The sequence below is a fragment of the Aquisalibacillus elongatus genome (assembly GCF_003843875.1).
Classification (GTDB): Bacteria; Bacillota; Bacilli; order Bacillales; family Alkalibacillaceae; genus Aquisalibacillus; species Aquisalibacillus elongatus.
Genome location: NZ_RKRF01000014.1, coordinates 81,149 through 101,156, shown reverse-complemented (window position 1 = coordinate 101,156; position 20,008 = coordinate 81,149). Strand labels below are relative to the sequence as shown.

Below are 20,008 nucleotides of genomic sequence, written 5' to 3'. Positions count from 1 at the left end.
TTCCAGCCTTCTCTCATCATGATTAAATTTTAGGAAAAAGATTAGGATGTAAGGTGTAAGCTAATTTCTGAAGTCCCTCTAGTAATCGAGGTGAAGGACGACAATACAAATACTCTTCTAATACATGAATTTTATTTTGTTGTATAGCAGTCACTTTTTGAGAATCTTCGCGTTTTCTAACTATATCTGGGTTCATTTTCTTCTCCTGAACACCAACCCAAACCATACAAATCTCATCCGGGTTCCGCTTCATCACTTCATTCCATTCTGTTTGAACGCTAGCTTGATTGACGTCGGAAAACACATTAACAGCACCAGCTAATTCACTGATATAACTTAACCAGTTAAGGGCACCTGGGGTAAAAATCGGTTTTGGCCACCATTCCCAGTATATTCGTTTAGGCTCTGTAATTTGTTTAGCCAATTCTTCATATTGCCGTAACGTTTCATAATACTCCTGATAAACTCTTTCTGCTTGAGTTTCGAAACCTGTGTAACGACCTACTGTCAATAAATCCTCTGCTATCTCATCCAATGAATTGGGATCTAGTGTGATGTAATTTAGTTCAGTTTGTTCTAACTTTTCTATATTCTTTTCCATGCCTGGAACGCTTAAGGACGCCAATACTAAATCTGGTTTTAAACTTAACACTTTATCTATATCGATATCTAAATCACGACCAACACGAGGTAGATGTTCAACCTTTTCCGGCCAGTCGGAGTCGTTATCTATACCAACGACATAATCCATTAAACCTAAGTATGCTAAAATTTCTGTATTACTCGGACAAAGAGATACAATTCTCATTTTGTCACTCCTTTAGATCAACATCGCAACCAACATGTATAAAAGGACAGTGATGATGACAACTAACCATGCTGGCTTTTTCCAGAACTGAAGTAAGCTAAATCCGACTAACGCTACTGCGAAATCAGCACTTGAACTAATTCCACTTGTGAAAATTGGATCATAAAAAGCTGCTAATAAAATACCTACGACTGCTGCATTCACGCCAATCAAAGCAGCCCGAACGGCTTTATACTGACTAATAGTTTTCCAAAACGGTAAAATCCCAATTAATAATAGGAACGATGGCAAGAAAATCCCTAATGTCGCAACTACAGCACCGCCTAAGTTTGAAGCAACTTGACCTAAATAGCTTGAAAACGTAAATAACGGACCAGGGATGGCTTGCGCCGCACCGTAACCTGCTAAAAACATCTCTTCTGATAGAAATCCATTTGGTACTAACTCACGCTCCAATAATGGTAGAACAACGTGGCCACCACCAAATACGAGTGAACCAACACGATAGAAAATATCAAACAATTGCACATAAACATGGTCAAAACTACGACTAATCAGTGGCAAGACCAGTAACAAAGCAAAAAATAAGGTTAGGCTTACCGCTCCCACCTTTTTCGATAAATCAATGTTAAGACTCGTATCTGTGCTTAGGTCCTGTTTTCTAAACATGAAATAACCGACTAATGCAGCCACTAAGATAATAATAATCTGAGTCGATGCCAATGGCGCTAATAATAAAATGCCTGCCGCCACGATGGCAAAAGCTATTCTCGGTAAATCAGGGGTCAATTTTTTACCCATATTAATAATTGCGTGGGCCACCACGGCAACCGCTACAACTTTTAATGCTCCAATAAATGTTGAATCGACTAAATCAGCTTGAATCATAAACATCGCAAATAATATTAATACGATTACAGATGGTAGCGTAAAACCAATCCAAGCCAAAATACCGCCTAAAACTCCGCCTCTAATCATTCCAATTGAGATGCCAACCTGTGAACTTGCAGGTCCGGGCAAGAATTGACAAAGGGCAATTAAGTCGGCATAAGTCTTGTCATCTAGCCATTTCTTTCGCTTAATATACTCTTCTTGAAAATAGGCTAAATGAGCAACCGGACCTCCAAAAGAGGTTAAACCAAGTCGAGTTGCGACCATTAATATCTCGAGGTAATGCCTGAATGAATACAACGTTTAACACCCTAACACTATGTAATTTTTTTGTTTACAAAAAGAGACTACATAACATGTTGTAGTCTCTTTTATTCTATCATAATTATAAATTAAATTGTCTGACTTGTGCATTTAATTTTTCTGCCAATTGATTCAATTCATCAGCAGCTTTTGCCACTTCTTCCATGGAACTATTTGACTCTTCAACCGTTGCAGCAGTCTCCTCGACACCTGCAGCTGACTCTTCAGAAATCGAAGCAATCTCTTCAACAGATTCATTCATCTGTACACTGTCATCCAATACTTCTTTTAAGTTGGATGAGATCTCTTGAACTTTTCCAGTCACTTGGTTTACTGACTGATTAATCTGATCAAATGTTAATTGTGTGCTCTCCAACTGTGAAGTACCTTCTTCGACTTCCCTATATCCGGATTCAAGTGATTCGGTTACTTCAGCTGACTCATGTTGAATATTCGTAACAATCTTCGTAATATCCCCTACAGAATCTCCGACTTGTTCTGCAAGTTTTCTAACCTCGTCTGCTACAACAGCGAAACCTTTCCCATGTTCACCAGCGCGTGCAGCTTCAATCGCAGCATTTAAAGCTAAGAGATTTGTTTGTTCCGCAATATCTTGAATAACTTCAACTAGTTTTGAAATTTCTTGAGATTGTTGATCCAGCCCTTTTACCTTATTAACCGCTTCTTCAACAATCGAATGTATCTGCTTCATTTGCTCAGTAGAAGCCACCATCTTATCTCGACCGTCTTCTGTTAAAGCTACAACAGAATCGGATTCCTGTGCGACTTGATCACCATTTTCATAGGAATATCTAACTTTTTGCAAGAAGCTTTCCATCATCTCAGAAATAGCAGAAGCACTATTCGCTTGATTTTCCGACCCTGATGTTAACTCTTGCATTGTCGAAGCAATCTGTTCACTACCTTCTTGTACTTCATTAGAGGCCTGGTTTAATTGCTGGCTTTGACTAGAAACTGACTGAGAAGCTTCTGAAACATCTCCCAAAATATTTCTTAAATTATCTCTCATTGTATTAAGTGAATGAGATAATTGGCCGATCTCATCTTGGCTTTCATAATCTAACGGCTCAACATTTAAATTACCATTAGAAATTTCATCTGCCATCTCAACGGCACCGTTGATATTTTTTCTCACATTACGGCTGATTACCCAAAGTAATAGGGCAGAGATTACAACTACTATAACTATTCCAGCAACAAGTGATATTAAGACAGAGGCAAAAGCTTGTTTCGTATTTTGATAAGCTGTATTATAATCTGTCATCACCATGTTTCTTAAATCTTCTAACAACACTTGCGTATCCTCACGAATAGATGCAATCTGAGATCGAGCAGATTGAGCAGCATTATCATCAAATGACGAAATAGCTGGTGACACTTCTTCTTCAAAAAGGGTATTAACTTCAGTATTATTAGCTGAAATCTGATCCATTAACTCAACTTGTTCCCCCTCTAACCTTGGGCGAACCTCTTTCATGACACCCTCAAATTGCTCATCCAGTGTGTGAAAATCTTCTTCATAACTATTTGATCTATACTCGACATAATCCACAACTGTTAAATCTTTCTGTAAAAATAACGTCGTCATCTCATCGATGAGCACAGCACGTTCACTACGTCTATCTTGTGCATCAACTTGGCTATCAGCTGACTGCAAACTAGCGAATACTACTCCAGACGCAATTAAAAATAACAAAATCGTAATAATCGATATTAATCCGTATTTCTTACCGACACTTATATTTCTCCAGAACTTACCTTTGCTTTGCTTTTGACTAACGCTCGGTTCAAGTTCTGTAATACCTTCTTCTTTTCTCTTTCTTTTGATAAGCTTCTTCAAGATTTCCCCCACCTTTATGTAACTTATAGATAAAAAGTATCATTAATTTCGACAATTCGCAACACGAATTATTCAAATTTTGACACATTTTGATATTTTAGGACTAATGAAAATAACTAACATATGTATAGTTAAACCTTAATGACCATCATGATTATTATTTATATCTTCAATAATCGATCTAACGATGTGCTTTGAAACATACTCACCTTCTGAAAAATCAATAATCGATGGGTGGCCAGGAAATAGTTGACTATGAATAGATTCCATAGAATAATCTTTTATAAGCAGTGCTTTAACTTCCTCGTAGGTTCTTTCCAAGTTTGCCAACTTCTCTCTTAAATACTCTTTTCCATTTGGTAGATACCCAGCATGACCGCAAAACATAGAATCAAAATCATACGTTAATACGTCGCGGATCGACTGCATCATGAGCGGTATGGATTCCGTATCCATAATCACTTTCGTTTTCGAGCGAATATATAAATCACCTGAGAAAAGTACCCCTGTCTCTTGGTTCAAAAATGCCACTTGGTCTTCTGCGTGTCCAGGAATCCCGATGACTTTCCATTTATAATTCCGAGATTGAATCTCTTCAGGCAACTCATGAGGAGTAAATGCTTCACGGATGCCCCATACCATTTGACGATATTTGGGATAAGGGCAATGATGTTTACAAATATCAATCCCTTTAGGGTGCACATAAATAGGAACATCCCGGTTCTCTTGTATCCAACAACCTAACCCCGAATGGTCTTCATGACTGTGTGTCAATACTACGGAATCAAACGACAAGTCTTTTAGAATCGGAATGATATCCGATTCAAATCGTTGAACACCCGTATCAATTAACATCCCATCCACTAAATAGAAATAAACTCGACCAACCTCAGGCGCGTGAATTTCAATACAAGTCACACCTTCTTTTTCAAAAACCTGTACCATTCAAATCACCTTTCTAAAATAAAATACGACAGGAACACTGTCGCACATTTTAAGTTTATTTAATACCTATCCACCATTCACAGATCTAAAGCTAAATGATAGAATAGCACATATTGTTTACTCATTATTTTATTAAGTTTACAAAAGGTGTGATCATGGTGTACAAACTACGAGGTCATCATTTATTTTGTCTTTTAGGTTACCGAGGCATGGGTTATTCTGAGGATTATGTGAAAAACATGACTAAAATTCATCAAAGCTTAAAACATAACCCAATGACGCAAATTAAAATTGTAAAAGGCCCGGATCAGTTATGTGAAAAGTTCCCTGAGACTGGGAATTATCACTGCCAAGACGTTGATATTTTCCAACGAGATGAAGCCATTTTGGCTAAATTAGGTCTTGAAATTGAACAAGTTATTCGTTGGGAAGATGTGGTCAAACAAATCCAACGTAACGTAAAATCTTCTGATATTCAGACCGTTTGCCAAACATGCTCATGGCGCTCTTATGGTGTTTGTGAAGAAGGCGTTCAAGAATTAATAGATGGTAAAGGATTAAGAACAATAGGCGATTCTACCAATCTATAATTCTTTATCAGTCGGCATCACAATAGCAGCTATAATATAAATTAGCCATACGATACCGCTTGTAAAGATTCCAAGCACTACCGTTAAAATACGAAGCAGGCTAACGTCAATATTATACATTTCACTTAGGCCGCCTAATACACCTGATAATTGTTTCTCTTTTGTTGATCTATAAAACTTTCTCATAAGTTGTGACTCCCTTAATTTAGTATTTTTCTATATTATATCAAAGTCTTGGTAAAAACTATTTAAGGGTGTCTTCCGAATCTAATTAAAAAACCCGTTCTCTACATACTCTCTAATTTTCTTCCATTTGCCATTTTCTTTACGAAATGTCTCTGTGAACAATAATTTTTCACCTGTCATTTTCCCATCTAGCTCAAATTTCACCCAAAAAATCGCCACACCTTCTTGTTGTTTATTCACATCGACTAACACATCCTCAAAAGACCATTTAGGATTTCTGCCTTCAAATTGGCCATAAGCTTGCTTCCATCCTTCTTTTGTCTCTTCATAACCCCAGTCTGACACTTCTGCATCAGGATTAGCCCATCTGACCTTTAACTGTTTTGAACTATTAGATGACATTTGTTCCGCATTGGTGCTATTCCAATCTTCACGGTATTTATGTAAAAATGCTTTAAAGTCTTTTAATAATTGTTCCATTTCTTATTCCCCCTTGTTAAATTCGATATTAAATGGTTGCATGCTTTGATCTAAGCTAAGCTTAACTCTTTGTTTAAATGACTCAAGTGAAATCATATCTAAGGCTTCATCAACAGGAAAAAAGCCTACTTCCAAACTTTCAGGACTCGTGGTAGGCTCCCCGCCAATTGGTCTAGCTAAAAATAACGTATTACAAATAGACCGTTTAACGTTTTGAAAAACGCCACAGAATTTTTCAATTTCAACATCAATTCCGGACTCTTCTTTTGTTTCTCTAATGGCTGCTTCGCTTAGAGACTCACCTTCTTCTACCTGTCCTCCTGGCATTTCCCATCCCCTTTTAGGTCCCTTAATCAACAACAATTCATTATTTTCATTTAAAACAATCGTTGCTGCAGAAATAATATGTTTTGGTGTCTTCATAAATAAACTCCTTTTAAATTAATCAAAAGCTCCATCTTCTTTCATCTGTTTGAGGTAAATAAAATTTAAAATCAAATAGAATCCCTAATTTCAAATCATTAAAGGTTTTTTCATAATTTGAGTTTTCATTTACCGAAATAGTTGGTTGAGTATCATTTTCATCTGAACATCCCAAACTTAAGAAAACAAAAGGGATTACCAAAATAAATACAATAATTCTAATTTGACACCCTCCCATCGCTAAATCACTTTCTTATCGTCATATTAACATAATATTCCAACATTCTAACCTAATTTTTCATAAAATTCATCTAATTTTTTCGTTATAGGAGAATGGTTTGAAATAAACAGGTTGTTTAAAGATTTTTTCTAAAGATGCTTTTAATTGATTTATGTGAAGTTGATGATGTTGAGGAAAATGTAGATAGCGGATCGTCAGGTAACCCGTTTCTTTTGTTACAAGTTGATCAATGTAAAGTTGTGGTTGCTGGTGCTTAAAAAAATGACTTAAATACCTTTTGACACTTTGATAGTCATTAAAAACCTCCCCATCTATTACAACAGATATGTTCTCTTTTTCATGGACAATTTCTGTGTAGTATTGTTCAATAAATAAATGGTCTTCTTGAGAACACAACACATGATTTAGATCCTCAGTTGAAACCTCTTTCCACAAAGCTTTACCTAAAGAGTAATAATTCAATCCTTCATCAGGCTTAACATGCAGTTTAGCTTCTAAATAGGTTAACTCCATCTTTTCTGAAAGCGAGAGGTTCAGCTCTTTAAGTATTGCTCCTTGTCTCCATGTGGCATAACCTTCATTCATCAGTTTTGTTCGTTTAATAGCATTAAAATAAAGTGCTTCCTCATTTATCAATTTTAAGAGCCACAATTGCCAATTTTTAAAGCAATCAGGTTTTGACAAAAAATAATTAATTGGGGATATAAAGTGTGAATTAAGGTCATGAGTTGTCGTCGCTAATGTCCTCATCGTATTAATAAATAAATTTAGATCTTCATAACCGAATAGTGACTTTATGGCATTTTTTCTTAATCGTGGCTTTCTTAAGTTCTTTAATAAACCATTCTCATTTATAAACTCCAAGTGACCCTGGCAGTGAGCCATAACGTAATGGAATTCGACTCTTGAATGATTGTTATTTAGATAAATCGTTGGAGGTTGGTCGATTTCAAAAACTTCTAATACATGGTTATCGCTATTTTTAGGTCGTGAAGTCCCATATCGCTCAAAGTACCCTTTGTAATGAATATCTAATATTTCACTTACTGAAACTCTTTTTATTCGATACTCCACAGCTTATCACCCCCTCAATAAAAGGTATGATAAAAACTGCATAAAAAAACTCAGACGGAGGATTGATCCTTCGTCTGAGTTTTTTAGTTATTGATTTAAATCTGGAAATATGCGATTAAGCATATCATTAAATTCTTCAAAGAATCCTTCTACAGGATCTCCGTTACGAACATCATCTACATAATTATTGACCATATCAAAAAATTGAGGATTGGCTGAAACGTAGACATTATCAATATCTTCATTTGTATTTTTTACAACGTCAGCGACTTTATCTTTAACTTGTTCATCAACTTCATTATTTTCATTGTCATTTTCTAATTCAACCGCTACATACGCATTGTTATCACCAGCTAAAACGTATGCGTCATCGATTTCATTTAATTCATTCGCTATTTTATCAGCCGCACGATTTGCGACTTCATAATTGTTCTCACCATTATTCGCTTCCTGATCACGATCTTCTTCTAAATCGATCATATCAAGACGATTGGTACGTTCCTGGTTATTATCGTTCATATTGTTACGGTCTCGATAATCATCACGGTATTGTCGCTGATTACCTACCCCATCACCATCTGTGTTTAACATTTCTGTCTCTAAACCGTCATCATTACCGGTATTTAAACCTTGATCCTCTAAATCCTGACAGGCACCTAACATCGCAATACTTGCACCAAGCGTCAAATAAAATAAAAAGCGCATACTCGTCCTCCTTTCTTCATGTAGTTAGTCATAGTATGAAAAAAGAAAGGGGCGAATATGCTTCATTCTCAATGGAAACAATTGCTAATGATTAGCAACATTAACATCAAACATCTTTTGTAAAGACCTAGACCCACCATTTAAGTTCAGGTAAGATATTGAATTCCACTCGACTTGATCTAACAACTGTCCTTCATCTAAAACCCACATCGTTGGTTTTAAACTGTTTATGATATACCAATCATGTGTAATAAACACAATCGTCGTACCCTGCTGATTGAGTTGATTTAACCACGATAACATATCATATTTTGCTGCCAAATCAACCCCTACAAACGCTTCATCTAATAGCAAAATTTCTGGCTGATGAATCATTCCGACAGCCAGATTCACTTTTCGCTGCATACCACCACTTAATTGTTCGATCCGTTTGTGTAAAATATCCTCAATGCCTAGTGACTGAATCATATCATTTAAAAAGGTATCAGATTTTTGCTTCGTAATTTTTTGATAATAGGCTAACTGGTCTTTAACTGTTAAACCTTCAAATAGTGCGACTTGTTGCGGAACATAACCAATTGGGTTTTTTGATGACGATTCAATCTGACATTTTCCCTTAGTTGGCTTAACTAATCCCGCCATAATTTTAAGCAGTGTCGATTTTCCGGCACCATTTGGACCAAAAAGCGTAATACAATCCCCTAATTTAACATGACCATTAATACCAGATAATAAATATTTTCCTCTTTTTTTATAGGTTACATCCTGCAGATTTAGCATAAGCACCTCTCCATTACATTAGAATCCAACTCGGAAGAAATAAGAATGTCCACCAATCAAGTGTCAAAAACTGATAATAAACCAAAAAGAATACGACAGTGGACACTGTACTATATGACAGCGCGAACGCCCATAACGTTTCCTTTCTGCGAATAAAGTACGTCATCATATAGTATATTACAGCAGATCCTAAAATAAGTAAGACATCTCTAAATACGTCAAACCAAATAAGTTTTTCTAACATCATGTGTTGTAGTATTAATAATAATGACAAACTAAGGATTCCTGTTATTAGTATCGTCATTATTAACCACGCGTGACGTAATTTATGTGAATGATGAACAACACTCATTCGATCAAAAATAGCTTGCTGTTTCCAATCCAGTACAATTTTTGCTAGCATTGCGAGAACAATCCACATATAAATCCAAATTAAAAATCTTAGCAAAATATATTGCTGGTTTGATTCTTCACCAGCATCGTTTTGAACTGACTGAATTTCTTCAAAATTAAGTTGAAAAATTGGCTCCGGTTCAAAATAGCGTAAGCCATAGTCATATGTCTCATTCCAATTTTGTTCAGGTTGTTCATTGATGACAATATTAGCCGCTTCAGCTCTAACAGCTCGTTTCATGATCGTGGAAGCTAGTTGTTCTTTAAATAAACCATCAAATACGCTTCGTTTATTGCGATACCATAATATCGATTTTTCTAAATCGCTTGAGTTAATTTTTTCTTCTAAGTTCTCCGGAATCACAAATATAGCCTCGACTTCACCGCGTTCGAGTGCATACCTTGGGATTGAGGTTTCTTTTTTAATATAAAAAGTGTCATCGCCTTTAATTTCACTTAAAATGTCGTCCGTTATAGGCTGTTCATGAGAATCCACTACGACAACTGGGATTCGCAAGTCATTAGACGTCGAATCAACTAACGTCATGGCCATAATGGCAGCAATTAGTGGCATAAACACTAAAAAGAGCCAAGTCCATTTATTTTTAAAAATCTTTTTAACGATGATTCGCATGACGTCCCACCTTTCCGACGGCAAACCATACGATTACTAAAATGAGCCATATGCCAACGAGGGTTAGCCAAAGTTGCCATGGTAAACTTTTACCGCTCCAAATATCTGTGAAGCCGTCATACACTACCATTAAACCTTGGAATGTATCCGATAAGTACATCGGCGGTATTAATAATCCACCTAAGAGTAACAATGTCGCACTCGTTAAAATAAATCCGACTTGCGTTAACCATATATTTTTTAATACATAATGAATCATAAAATAAATTAAACTCAACCACATACCAATGATTAGCCACTGAATATAAACCATCCAATTCAATTCAATGATTGAATCAACCGACACATACAATCCAACTGTTATAAAAGCAATATAAATAGCCATAAACGTTATATGATGAAATAGTTCTGCTAATAAACGGTGAATCCTTTTGACAGAAATTAATTGTAACCGCTCTTGAATCAAATGCGCATATTTAGGCTGAAAAATAATGGTTAATAATATGTAAGTCATCCAAATTAAAACGACCATCACGAGCATGTAGATTTGGTTTTCAAAACTAACAACATCATCTGATGTCGACGCTTCTTCATTAAATAAAGCATTACGATTCAAAGCAAACGCTGTAAAGTGGACTATTGACTGTTGGAGAAAACGACTCCGCTCATCTGAATCATTTATAGACTTTATATGAAAATGATTGACCGTATTGACTCCTGTTTGTGCAGCCGTAATATAATCTTGACCGCTTTCCATGAGTAAATAAGCTAAGTTAGACGCAAGGGGCATTCCATCATTTAAGTAGACCGTAATGGTTTCATTGACTCCGCTTATTAATTTGTCCGTAAAACCTTCAGGGATTTGAATCACTGCTGCATAATTGTCAGGATTTTTATGATAAACACTTAAAGGTTTCTCGCCATTTTCAAAATTTACATCCCCATCGATCGTATCATCATTTTGAAGTTGTTGAATTAACATATTGGTCTCAAACGTTTTATCTTCATCTAACACTAAGATTGTCACAGAATCTAATTCTTCTTCTGCAAACGAATATAAAAACAGGCCAATTGCTCCGACGAGTAAGATCGGGAAAATTACGACAAATAAAAAAAGGCCAGGGTGTCTTAACATTCGTTTCCATTCATAACGCCACAGATGAAAAAGCACAAACCTGACCTCCTTCTTTATTCAAATGGATTGAACTGTTTGATTAATTGATCTGCGTATTCTTCACCTAATTGCCTGATGGTTCGCATAAATTCGTTATGTTCTTTATCTGATTGCTTGTGTAAAAAAAGAACATTATTCGCATCCATCTTCTCCACTACCGCTGCTTTGTTAAATTGAATATCTTGATTGATCTTAAACTTCACTGAAAGACCGCTAAAATTTAATGAACCGTCGTACTGCTTTTGACCTTGGTTATGGTTAATATTCGAGCTAATATCCAAATTCCCTTCAACATTAGACAAATTATACGGAGGATTAAATTGAAATTCCGTTTCCTGCAGGCCATCCGTATAATCCGTATGCCAATCTAGTTTGGTTCGATCGGAAGATTGTATATCAACTTTCCGCTTAACTTGATAACCCTTTTCGTTAGGTTGACCTTTTGCTTCATATAAAAATTCAACAGGCTGATTCTGTTTCAAAACACCTTGTACCACTATATCATAGTTGTTTTGATTAACATTCGTCTCAACTTCCCATTCAAAAGGATACGATTGACCTTCGAGTTCCACAACACCTGTTAATAGCCTTTTTTCAACGTAATCGTCTGTATAGTAAGCTTCATACGCCAATCCCTCAGGAAACTTAGCTTGCTTAAGTTTTTCAATATATTTATAAACAGGGTTTTCTTCATCAATTTGAAGTTCATTTGTTAATTGCTGAACTAACGATTGAACCTGTTCATTTGTCAGATTCATTGTAAATCTATGGTAATCCTTATTTTGATAAGTAACATTATGTTCAGTATACGTTTCATATTGAGAGACCTCGCTAATCAAGCTTAAAAAACCTCTAGATTCAATTGAGAAAAATTCGTCCACATTAAACGATTGCGGCACTTCATCTAGCCAAGCTTGATTATTATTTCTTTCTAAAAAATCACCTAATCGGTCATTTTTAATGCCCACGGGCTCTGGATAAAATGGTAGTCGGATGGCAGTGTACAAGTCGTTTTGATAAATATCCGCTTCGAGTAAATTATTTCTTTGCAATTGTAATTGAACTTGAGATGAAGATTCATTCGATTGAGGTTTCGACTGAGACTGAACGACTATTCGAGAATTAGCCAAAGCCGCTCTTAATAACATAGATGTCCGACTATACTCACTCATATTAATATTACCAGTTATAATCGATTCCGTTTCATAAGCATCTTGACTCAATCTCTGCTTTAAGTCTTGAGCAGACTCCGTGTATGGTTCCGTTTGTTTTGCAATCTGCTCTATCGTCTGACGCTCAATCTCTGAGTACTCCATAATCGGGTGGTTAATGAATTTCACAAACACTCCTGCGCCTATCGCAACAAGGATTAATAACACAACCACTTTATTTTGCCATAAAAACTGACCAATTTTCTTCATAAGTTACCTCTCAATTTTATACTGATGGTATTATACTATTATTTAGCTTGTCCGTTAAGAAGTGAAATTCTCTATAAAACTAGAGAGTAATCGCAATACCTGGCTGAGTGCTCAAAAGCCTTGGCTGAGTGCTCAAAAGCCTTGGCTGAGTGCTCAAAAGCCTTGGCTGAGTGCTCAAAAGCCTTGGCTGAGTGCTGGCTGAGTGCTCAAAAGCCTTGGCTGAGTGCTCAAAAGCCTTGGCTGAGTGCTCAAAAGCCTTGGCTGAGTGCTCAAAAGCCTTGGCTGAGTGCTCAAAAGCCTTGGCTGAGTGCTCAAAAAGGGGTTGTCCGATTCCGGACAACCCCTTTTTTTCATCTTAATTAAATTTACCTTTATGGTTTTGTTTACCTGGATGATCATCATCTTTATCTTTTAAACCTGATGGCATGAAGCCTTCTTCATCTTCCTCTTCTGAGCTTTCACCAAATTTTTCATTTTCATTATTTTTACCTGGCTTGTCCTTTTTATCTAAACCAGGGGGAGTCCAATTTTGCTCCCCTTGATTTGAGTTGCCTTTGCCATTTCCATTACCTTTTCCTGGCCCTTTACCGTTATTACCCTTACCTTTCTCAGAATTGTTTCCTTTTTTCTGAGATGGGTGATCATCTGATTTTTCATTTTTTGGTGGCTTATTATCTTGCCCTTTACCCTTATTACCTTTTTGTTCTGACTCGTCTTTAGCTTTATTGTTCTTCGACTTTTCTTTATCCTGGAACTTCTCTAATTTCTTCTGTAACCCTGGTGGGATTTCGTCCTTGTTTGTCTTCTGTAAAAACTTTTCGATGACTTTTTTATTTTTATCATTTATCTGTTTATAGGGTTTATTTGACTCATCTTTTTCTTCGCCGCCTTCTGATTGTTGGCGATCTTCTGTTTCTTCATCACCTAAAACTTCAGAAGCGTAAACTAAATTCATAGAAGCCTTTTGGCTCTCTGCTTCCTCTCTTACTTCTAACGGTACTTCAAATGAAGCGACTTGAATCGTATCAAGTGTAGTTTCCATTTGTCTTGATAAATCATCAAAAGTTGTCTGGTCATTATTTTGTACTTGATCTACATAGCTAATCCCGACTAGCACTTGATGATCGTCCTGAATATATCCTAGCTGTTCACTTAAATCGAGTACGTTCTCTGAAACGTTATTAACTTTTTGATTTTCCCAATTCTCTAATTGACTGGCTAATTTCTCGCCATCGTCATTCAACCCAACAAGATCTATGACTTCATAATCATCATTGACGGACAACTCAACACTCGGATTGATATCAATATTCACATAAGCATGGACTTGCTGATTGTCATGCCAAGAATAAAATGGAAAGATTAATAAAAATGCAATCAGTGCTACGGCGGCAGTTTTATAACCAGCAAATGATTGAAACCACTGAATAATATTGTCGAAAGACCAACCCGGTTGACTTAACGGTTCGAAAGATGTCTCCTCCCCAACAGAGCCATCTAATTTACGCGCTTTATAAAATGATCCGTCTGATGTCATTAAATAAGTTTTATTTCTCTTTTGTTCAACAATGATGCCTTTCTTCGCCATTTTCACACCTCCTTTACGTAATCTTTTAAATAAACAAAATCCTCATTTAGTAAAATAAATATAGCTAATATATACTTCCGATTACGCTCAACCGTTTTTTTACTAACATCTACGAGCGGTAAAATCTTTTTAATCGGTAACCGTTTCTTATCCAAAATGTAGTTTTTAATCTCTTCATGCTCGAAAATGATACGTGCAATTTGTTGAGATGTCTTTTTTGCATCTTGGTGCTTAGGAGATACTTTTGCTAACTCTTGAAAAGATAGCTGGAATTCTTTCAACCGCTTATTATACTCCTCAATTTCAAATTGTCTGTACCACGCTATTTCATCTTCTTTATGAATCTTTTTAGCTGTATCGGCTAAGTGCCAGTCAGCGGTTGAATCATTGTCATCATCTTGGTCGGACTGATCTAATGATACTAAAGATACATCTTGATGCTCAGCTCGAATATAATCAATCACTTTTCGTGTAATAACTAATCTCGCAAAAGATAAAAACGAGCTTCCTTTTTCTGCTGAATAACCATCAATCGCTTCATTAAACGCAATCAATCCAATACTATATTCATCATCTTTCACCGGATCTATATACCTTTTACACACCTTTGAAACGCAGGTAGCAATAAAAGGTTGATAATCTTTCAGCAGATGATGACGGGTTTCCTCATCCCCTGATTGAACGGACTTGACGTGTTCTTCGAGGGATACGTCTTCTGTTTTCTCTTGACGCTTCAACACCCCTCATCACCCCCAACATATTATAGATTTCGTATTCGCTTCGACTTTTTTGGGTGTTAAGTCTTACAATTCATTTCCTATTTTGAATAACGTTCATGAAAAGCATCAATCGGTATCGCAAGACCTACCTTTCCATGCTCATCCGATTGCCTGGTCGCATAGACGACACCGATTACTTCACCATCATGATTAATAACCGGACTCCCGCTGTTTCCATGATAAACTGGTGCTTCTAACATTAGGATCTCATGATCAATATCTGATGAGGAAGTCCAGCCAATAATCGTACCTTCATTAGCAATTCCACTAAACCTTAACGGGTTACCAATAAAATAAAAATGCTCTTGTTTCTCGAATTCTGTTTGTTCAGCCAATTGTAAGTGAGAAAATTCTTCGTCATCTACTTTTATAACGGCTAAATCAACTTCTGGATATGTTTCTTCCACTTCAGCATGATACGGACCTTCACCTGATATGTAAACCCATAATCGCTCTCTTTGATCAATGACGTGAGCGTTCGTCATAATATGACCTTCATCTGTAAACGCAAACCCGGTCCCTCTTCCATTACCGATATCAATGACAGCTACTGATTCCTTATATTCCTGCACATCTTCATCCATAAGTAACTTTGAAGATGTTTTAATAAAATCAATCGCAGCGAATGAAAAGTAGTTTAACGTAACAGCTGAAACGTTCACAAACATAAAAATAGCAATAAGCCAAAATACCCATTTAGGAAATGGGCGTTTTGGCTTGCTGTTTGGTTTACGGTCACGCTTTTGACGAAACTCGGACTTCTTCTCTTGTAAAATCTCATACATTTCTTCTTCATCAATATCTTCTAATAAATCATCATCCATACCATCCGGACGCTTATAATCAGACAAGGCGCTCACCCTTTAAGAGACATTAGTTGATGTTCGACCTAATTGCATTTGGTACATATTAAAATATTCTCCCTGCAGTTTCAAGAGACTTTCGTGGGTACCTTCTTCTAATATTTTACCATGTTTTAAAACAAAAATTTGATCAGCTTGTTGAATCGTTGATAAACGGTGAGCAATAACGAGCGTCGTACGTCCTTCTTTCAATACATTCAGAGCATTCTGAATGACTCTTTCAGTCTCTGTATCTATATTGGCCGTGGCCTCATCTAGTATGAGAATTGCCGGGTCAAACGCTAATGCACGAGCGAATGATAACAACTGACGCTGCCCTTGAGAAAATTCATTCCCTTTCTCTTTAACTGGTTCATCATATTGATTTGGTAATTTTTCTATAAATTGATCTGCCCCAACAGCCTTAAGTGCTTGAATCGCCTGCTCTCTACTAATCGCAGGGTCATTCATTGTTATATTTGAAAGAATCGTACCAGTAAATATAAACGGATCTTGTAAAACAATCCCAATATGCTGTCTAATTTGTTGCCTAGCATACTTCTGAGTATCTATTCCGTCTATTAAAATCTTCCCATCACTAGGATCATAAAAACGGAATAGTAAATTCATAATAGTACTTTTCCCAGAACCCGTATGGCCGACAAACGCTGCTGTTTGACCAGGTTTAATCTCAAAATTAATATCCTTTAACACATACTCATCTTTTTCATATGCAAATGAGACATTTTGAAACTCGACACGGCCCAGGTAGCGCTCGATACCTTCATGATTAACCTCTTCTCCTTCTTCGTCCATTAATTCAAAAACACGACTTCCGGAGACTCGAGCCTGTTCCAGTTGAGCCAGTTGACTTACAATTTGGTTAATCGGTTCAAATAATCTCGTCAAAAGGTCAATTAAAGCATAAAGCAAACCGGCCGATGCAATTGTTGTTCCATCCAGGGCAGCTCCGCCAAAGTAAAGAATGAAAACAACAAAAGCAACATTTTGTAATGCGTCAACTAAATTAAACGACGTCCATGCCGTAAACGTGTTCATTCTCGTTTGGTAATTCCGTTGCTTTTCGTTTAATTGTTCAAACTCATCCATCATTCGTTCCGATTGGCCGTATGCTTGAATGATAGACATTCCTTGAATTGACTCATTGATATTCGCATTAATATTACTATTTGTTTCGCGTATGACACGATTATATTTTCCGCCAATTTTCTTATACGCCTTCATCCAAATAAACATCACCGGAATCAACACTAAACAGATCGTCGCAAGGTTAGGGTCAAGAATGTAAATCGCTATAAAAATACCAATGACGTAAATAATACCCGATGCAAATACTTCAAGTACTTTAACGTATAGTTCCCGAATAGCCTCTGTATCATTAGTTACACGAGCAACAATCTTCCCTGCTGGTTGGTCAACAAAATATTTGATCGGTAATCTCTGAATGTGCTCAAACACATCTTTGCGCATGTTTTGAATAATTCGGTTAGATGCAAATTGTAATAAATACGTCTTATAATATAAGAAAAATGAAGCAATTAATATTAAAGCCATATATAATACGAGTAACCAAATGATTGAGTTGATTTCTCCTTTAAAAAATTGATACACATCTGTCATTTGAAGCTGTTGACCGGAAACTTCATATGAATTTCCTTGATATTGCAAGATGAATGAATCCTCTTCCGCTGACTCCAACGACGCATTCAATGGAACTTCATCCTCAAAAAAATAAAATGACAAACCATCTTGATAAAGTGTCACAATTTGATCTGATTCAAGATCAGTTCGATCTACTCGTTCATAAGTCTGGCCTTGAAACTCAACACCTTGAGTTTCGTCACTTTCAACGTAATGATTAGCCACGCCTACGATATGATTGTCAATTAAATGCTTCGCAATAAATGGTCCTGTTAACTCTAATGCCACTGAAAAGACTAAACAAATTAACCCAATCAAAATCGTTTTCTTAAAACGCCATGCGTATTGAAATAATCGTTTTTCAGTAGAGGGATGTTTCTGACTCATATTAAGCCCCTCCTTCCATTTGCTGTATGACATATTGCGTGTAATACCAGTTTTGATTTTTCATTAAATCATCATGTGTCCCGTGTTCAACCATCTCACCGTCTTCTAAAACGATAATTTGATCAGCATGTTTCACAGCAGATAATCGGTGAGCGGCAATAAATGTCGTTTTATGCGCTCGCTCCTCTTTAAGATGCGTTATAATATTAGCCTCCGTTTTACCATCAACGGCTGATAGTGAATCATCTAATATTAAAATCTCGGGGTCTTTAATTAAAGCGCGTGCTAAAGAGACACGTTGTTTTTGCCCTCCTGATAATGTCACGCCACTTTCTCCAACTAAGGTATCTAACCCTTCAGGTAAGTTTTCAATGTCTTCTTTTAAGGAAGCCATTTCTGAAACTCTATAAATCTCTTCATCGGTGGCTTCAACATTTCCGAATATAATATTTTCGCGAACGGTTTTTGAAAATAAAATATGATCTTGAGGCACGTGCCCAATCCATTCGCGTGTTTGATCAAGCGTAAACATCTCAATTGGAATCTCGTCTATTTGCAAAGTTCCTTGAGCCGCTTTTGGATACTCTCTTAAAAGCTGTCTAAATAACGTCGTTTTACCAGAACCTGTCATGCCTACAACCCCGATGGTCTCACCACGACTTACGTTCAAGCTAATGTTTTTTAAGGCAGCTTGATCGCTTTCTGGGTATTGAAATGATAATTCATCAAACCTAATTTGATTTGGTCGTTCGAGATATTTTGGATGCTCAGGATTTTGAACATCCGGTTCATGTGACAAAATCTGATCAATACGATCTAAAGATGCATTACCTCTTTGCATGACATTAATTAATTCACCAACAGCAAACATCGGCCAAATCAACATCCCTAAATAGACGTTAAACGTCACCAATTGCCCAATCGTAATGTTTCCTTGAATGACTAATAATGAACCATAACCCAAACCAATAGCATAAGACAGTCCCACTAAAATTTTGATCGTAGGTTCGAATAAAGCATCTAATTTGGCTACTTCTATATTTTTTTGAAAAACATCTTCAGTTTGGTCAGAGAAACGACTAAAATCTTGTCGTTCCTGTACAAAAGCGCGGATCACACGAACGCCTTTTATTGATTCTAATGTGTCATTATTCAAGTCGCTAAATGAAGACTGAGCTTTCATAAATCGCTCATGAATCGCCCGTCCATACTTTTGCATAATATAGGCCATAATCGGCAGTGGAATTAACGCAGCCATCGTTAATTCGAAATCGATTGTAAAAACCATAATTCCAATAATAAACATCATTAAAATAGTAGAATCGACTAACGATAAAATACCGAAGCCAGCTGTCATCATTATGGCTTTAAGATCATTGGTCGCTCTCGCCATAAGGTCTCCCGTACGGTACTTTCCAAAGAATGAAGGGCTCATTTTCATGAAATGCCCCATTAAGATTGTGCGCATTTTCTTCTCAAGCAAAATCGCACGACCGAAAAGTGTGTAGTCCCAATAAAACGAAATTAAATACGCTGTCACAATTAAAGCGATAAACCAGCCGACAAACTCTACAAACCGCTCTGTTGTTAAACTATTAGTCTGAATCGCATCAATTACCGCTCCAATGATTCTTGGCGGAATGACAATGAGAACATTGACAATTATTAATGCACTGATGGCTAATGTATATCTAATCCATTGTTCTTTAAAATACCAAGATAATTTTTGAAAAACACTAATCATGTTGGATTCCCCCTTTTGTTGAACTTACATTTAGCTAACCGTCGTCTAGCCTATTCTTTCTGTTAAATAAGTGAAAATCGATATTGATTTTCTTGCG

Annotated in this window: 19 protein-coding genes; 1 reads left to right on the top strand and 18 read right to left on the bottom strand. The window is 36.5% G+C overall.

Going from position 1 to position 20,008, the window contains the following annotated elements; translation table 11 throughout:
* Window positions 1-22: 22 nt before the first annotated feature.
* The 4 genes from EDC24_RS14440 to EDC24_RS14425 all read right to left on the bottom strand — a co-directional run bounded on the left by EDC24_RS14440 (window position 23) and on the right by EDC24_RS14425 (window position 4,808).
* Window positions 23-808 carry a cobalamin-binding protein gene (locus EDC24_RS14440; RefSeq protein ID WP_124223790.1) on the bottom strand — a complete coding sequence of 262 codons (786 nt, stop codon included), beginning with the start codon at window positions 806-808 and terminating at the stop codon, window positions 23-25.
* A gap of 12 nt (window positions 809-820) precedes the next feature.
* On the bottom strand, window positions 821-1,999 hold the full coding sequence (gene chrA / locus EDC24_RS14435) for a chromate efflux transporter (RefSeq protein ID WP_245998208.1): 1,179 nt from the start codon (window positions 1,997-1,999) through the stop codon (window positions 821-823).
* Window positions 2,000-2,084: 85 nt separating this feature from the next.
* Entirely contained in the window at window positions 2,085-3,863 is a 1,779-nt protein-coding gene (locus EDC24_RS14430; protein ID WP_124223788.1) for a methyl-accepting chemotaxis protein, read from the bottom strand.
* A gap of 138 nt (window positions 3,864-4,001) precedes the next feature.
* The gene (locus EDC24_RS14425; protein WP_124223787.1) at window positions 4,002-4,808 is read right to left on the bottom strand and encodes an MBL fold metallo-hydrolase; all 807 of its coding nucleotides are present in this window, start codon (window positions 4,806-4,808) and stop codon (window positions 4,002-4,004) included.
* Window positions 4,809-4,966: 158 nt separating this feature from the next.
* Between EDC24_RS14425 and EDC24_RS14420 the strand changes: the two genes are divergently transcribed.
* Window positions 4,967-5,398 (top strand): DUF1284 domain-containing protein, encoded by a 432-nt coding sequence (locus EDC24_RS14420; protein ID WP_124223785.1) that lies wholly within the window; start codon window positions 4,967-4,969, stop codon window positions 5,396-5,398.
* Here EDC24_RS14420 and EDC24_RS14415 read toward each other — a convergent pair.
* The 14 genes from EDC24_RS14415 to EDC24_RS14345 all read right to left on the bottom strand — a co-directional run bounded on the left by EDC24_RS14415 (window position 5,393) and on the right by EDC24_RS14345 (window position 19,911).
* Window positions 5,393-5,584 (bottom strand): PspC domain-containing protein, encoded by a 192-nt coding sequence (locus EDC24_RS14415; RefSeq protein WP_124223783.1) that lies wholly within the window; start codon window positions 5,582-5,584, stop codon window positions 5,393-5,395. The two genes, EDC24_RS14420 and EDC24_RS14415, sit on opposite strands and share 6 nt — an antisense overlap.
* Before the next feature lie 81 nt (window positions 5,585-5,665).
* Window positions 5,666-6,064, bottom strand: coding sequence for a DUF4440 domain-containing protein (locus tag EDC24_RS14410; protein ID WP_124223781.1), 399 nt, complete (start codon window positions 6,062-6,064; stop codon window positions 5,666-5,668).
* A 3-nt stretch (window positions 6,065-6,067) separates the two neighbouring features.
* Complete coding sequence (locus tag EDC24_RS14405; protein ID WP_124223779.1) at window positions 6,068-6,487, bottom strand: NUDIX hydrolase; 420 nt, start codon at window positions 6,485-6,487, stop codon at window positions 6,068-6,070.
* A 307-nt stretch (window positions 6,488-6,794) separates the two neighbouring features.
* Window positions 6,795-7,802, bottom strand: coding sequence for a SpoVR family protein (locus EDC24_RS14400; protein WP_124223777.1), 1,008 nt, complete (start codon window positions 7,800-7,802; stop codon window positions 6,795-6,797).
* An 87-nt stretch (window positions 7,803-7,889) separates the two neighbouring features.
* Window positions 7,890-8,507 (bottom strand): YhcN/YlaJ family sporulation lipoprotein, encoded by a 618-nt coding sequence (locus tag EDC24_RS14395; protein ID WP_124223775.1) that lies wholly within the window; start codon window positions 8,505-8,507, stop codon window positions 7,890-7,892.
* An 84-nt stretch (window positions 8,508-8,591) separates the two neighbouring features.
* On the bottom strand, window positions 8,592-9,287 hold the full coding sequence (locus EDC24_RS14390) for an ABC transporter ATP-binding protein (RefSeq protein ID WP_124223774.1): 696 nt from the start codon (window positions 9,285-9,287) through the stop codon (window positions 8,592-8,594).
* Window positions 9,288-9,300: 13 nt separating this feature from the next.
* A complete protein-coding gene (locus tag EDC24_RS14385) occupies window positions 9,301-10,314 on the bottom strand; it encodes an ABC transporter permease (protein WP_124223772.1) in 1,014 nt (337 codons plus the stop codon).
* A complete protein-coding gene (locus tag EDC24_RS14380; protein ID WP_124223770.1) occupies window positions 10,298-11,485 on the bottom strand; it encodes an ABC transporter permease in 1,188 nt (395 codons plus the stop codon). The genes EDC24_RS14385 and EDC24_RS14380 overlap by 17 nt, the downstream gene beginning before the upstream one ends.
* A gap of 17 nt (window positions 11,486-11,502) precedes the next feature.
* Window positions 11,503-12,909, bottom strand: coding sequence for a hypothetical protein (locus EDC24_RS14375; RefSeq protein WP_124223768.1), 1,407 nt, complete (start codon window positions 12,907-12,909; stop codon window positions 11,503-11,505).
* Between the two features lie 355 nt (window positions 12,910-13,264).
* A complete protein-coding gene (locus tag EDC24_RS14365; RefSeq protein ID WP_124223765.1) occupies window positions 13,265-14,497 on the bottom strand; it encodes an anti-sigma factor domain-containing protein in 1,233 nt (410 codons plus the stop codon).
* A 2-nt stretch (window positions 14,498-14,499) separates the two neighbouring features.
* Window positions 14,500-15,237, bottom strand: a complete 738-nt coding sequence (sigI, locus tag EDC24_RS14360; protein ID WP_124223763.1) for an RNA polymerase sigma-I factor — start codon at window positions 15,235-15,237, stop codon at window positions 14,500-14,502.
* A 77-nt stretch (window positions 15,238-15,314) separates the two neighbouring features.
* Window positions 15,315-16,127 carry a S1 family peptidase gene (locus tag EDC24_RS14355; protein ID WP_245998204.1) on the bottom strand — a complete coding sequence of 271 codons (813 nt, stop codon included), beginning with the start codon at window positions 16,125-16,127 and terminating at the stop codon, window positions 15,315-15,317.
* Window positions 16,128-16,139: 12 nt separating this feature from the next.
* Entirely contained in the window at window positions 16,140-18,167 is a 2,028-nt protein-coding gene (locus EDC24_RS14350; protein ID WP_124223762.1) for an ABC transporter ATP-binding protein, read from the bottom strand.
* A gap of 1 nt (window position 18,168) precedes the next feature.
* Window positions 18,169-19,911 (bottom strand): ABC transporter ATP-binding protein, encoded by a 1,743-nt coding sequence (locus tag EDC24_RS14345; protein ID WP_124223760.1) that lies wholly within the window; start codon window positions 19,909-19,911, stop codon window positions 18,169-18,171.
* Window positions 19,912-20,008 lie beyond the last annotated feature (97 nt).

Coding starts and splice junctions, on each gene's coding strand:
- EDC24_RS14410 (WP_124223781.1), bottom strand. CDS start 6,064: ATGGAACAATTATTAAAAGACTTTAAAGCATTTTTACATAAATACCGT.
- EDC24_RS14385 (WP_124223772.1), bottom strand. CDS start 10,314: ATGCGAATCATCGTTAAAAAGATTTTTAAAAATAAATGGACTTGGCTC.
- EDC24_RS14395 (WP_124223775.1), bottom strand. CDS start 8,507: ATGCGCTTTTTATTTTATTTGACGCTTGGTGCAAGTATTGCGATGTTA.
- EDC24_RS14425 (WP_124223787.1), bottom strand. CDS start 4,808: ATGGTACAGGTTTTTGAAAAAGAAGGTGTGACTTGTATTGAAATTCAC.
- EDC24_RS14440 (WP_124223790.1), bottom strand. CDS start 808: ATGAGAATTGTATCTCTTTGTCCGAGTAATACAGAAATTTTAGCATAC.
- EDC24_RS14345 (WP_124223760.1), bottom strand. CDS start 19,911: ATGATTAGTGTTTTTCAAAAATTATCTTGGTATTTTAAAGAACAATGG.
- EDC24_RS14415 (WP_124223783.1), bottom strand. CDS start 5,584: ATGAGAAAGTTTTATAGATCAACAAAAGAGAAACAATTATCAGGTGTA.
- EDC24_RS14365 (WP_124223765.1), bottom strand. CDS start 14,497: ATGGCGAAGAAAGGCATCATTGTTGAACAAAAGAGAAATAAAACTTAT.
- EDC24_RS14390 (WP_124223774.1), bottom strand. CDS start 9,287: ATGCTAAATCTGCAGGATGTAACCTATAAAAAAAGAGGAAAATATTTA.
- EDC24_RS14350 (WP_124223762.1), bottom strand. CDS start 18,167: ATGAGTCAGAAACATCCCTCTACTGAAAAACGATTATTTCAATACGCA.
- EDC24_RS14405 (WP_124223779.1), bottom strand. CDS start 6,487: ATGAAGACACCAAAACATATTATTTCTGCAGCAACGATTGTTTTAAAT.
- EDC24_RS14375 (WP_124223768.1), bottom strand. CDS start 12,909: ATGAAGAAAATTGGTCAGTTTTTATGGCAAAATAAAGTGGTTGTGTTA.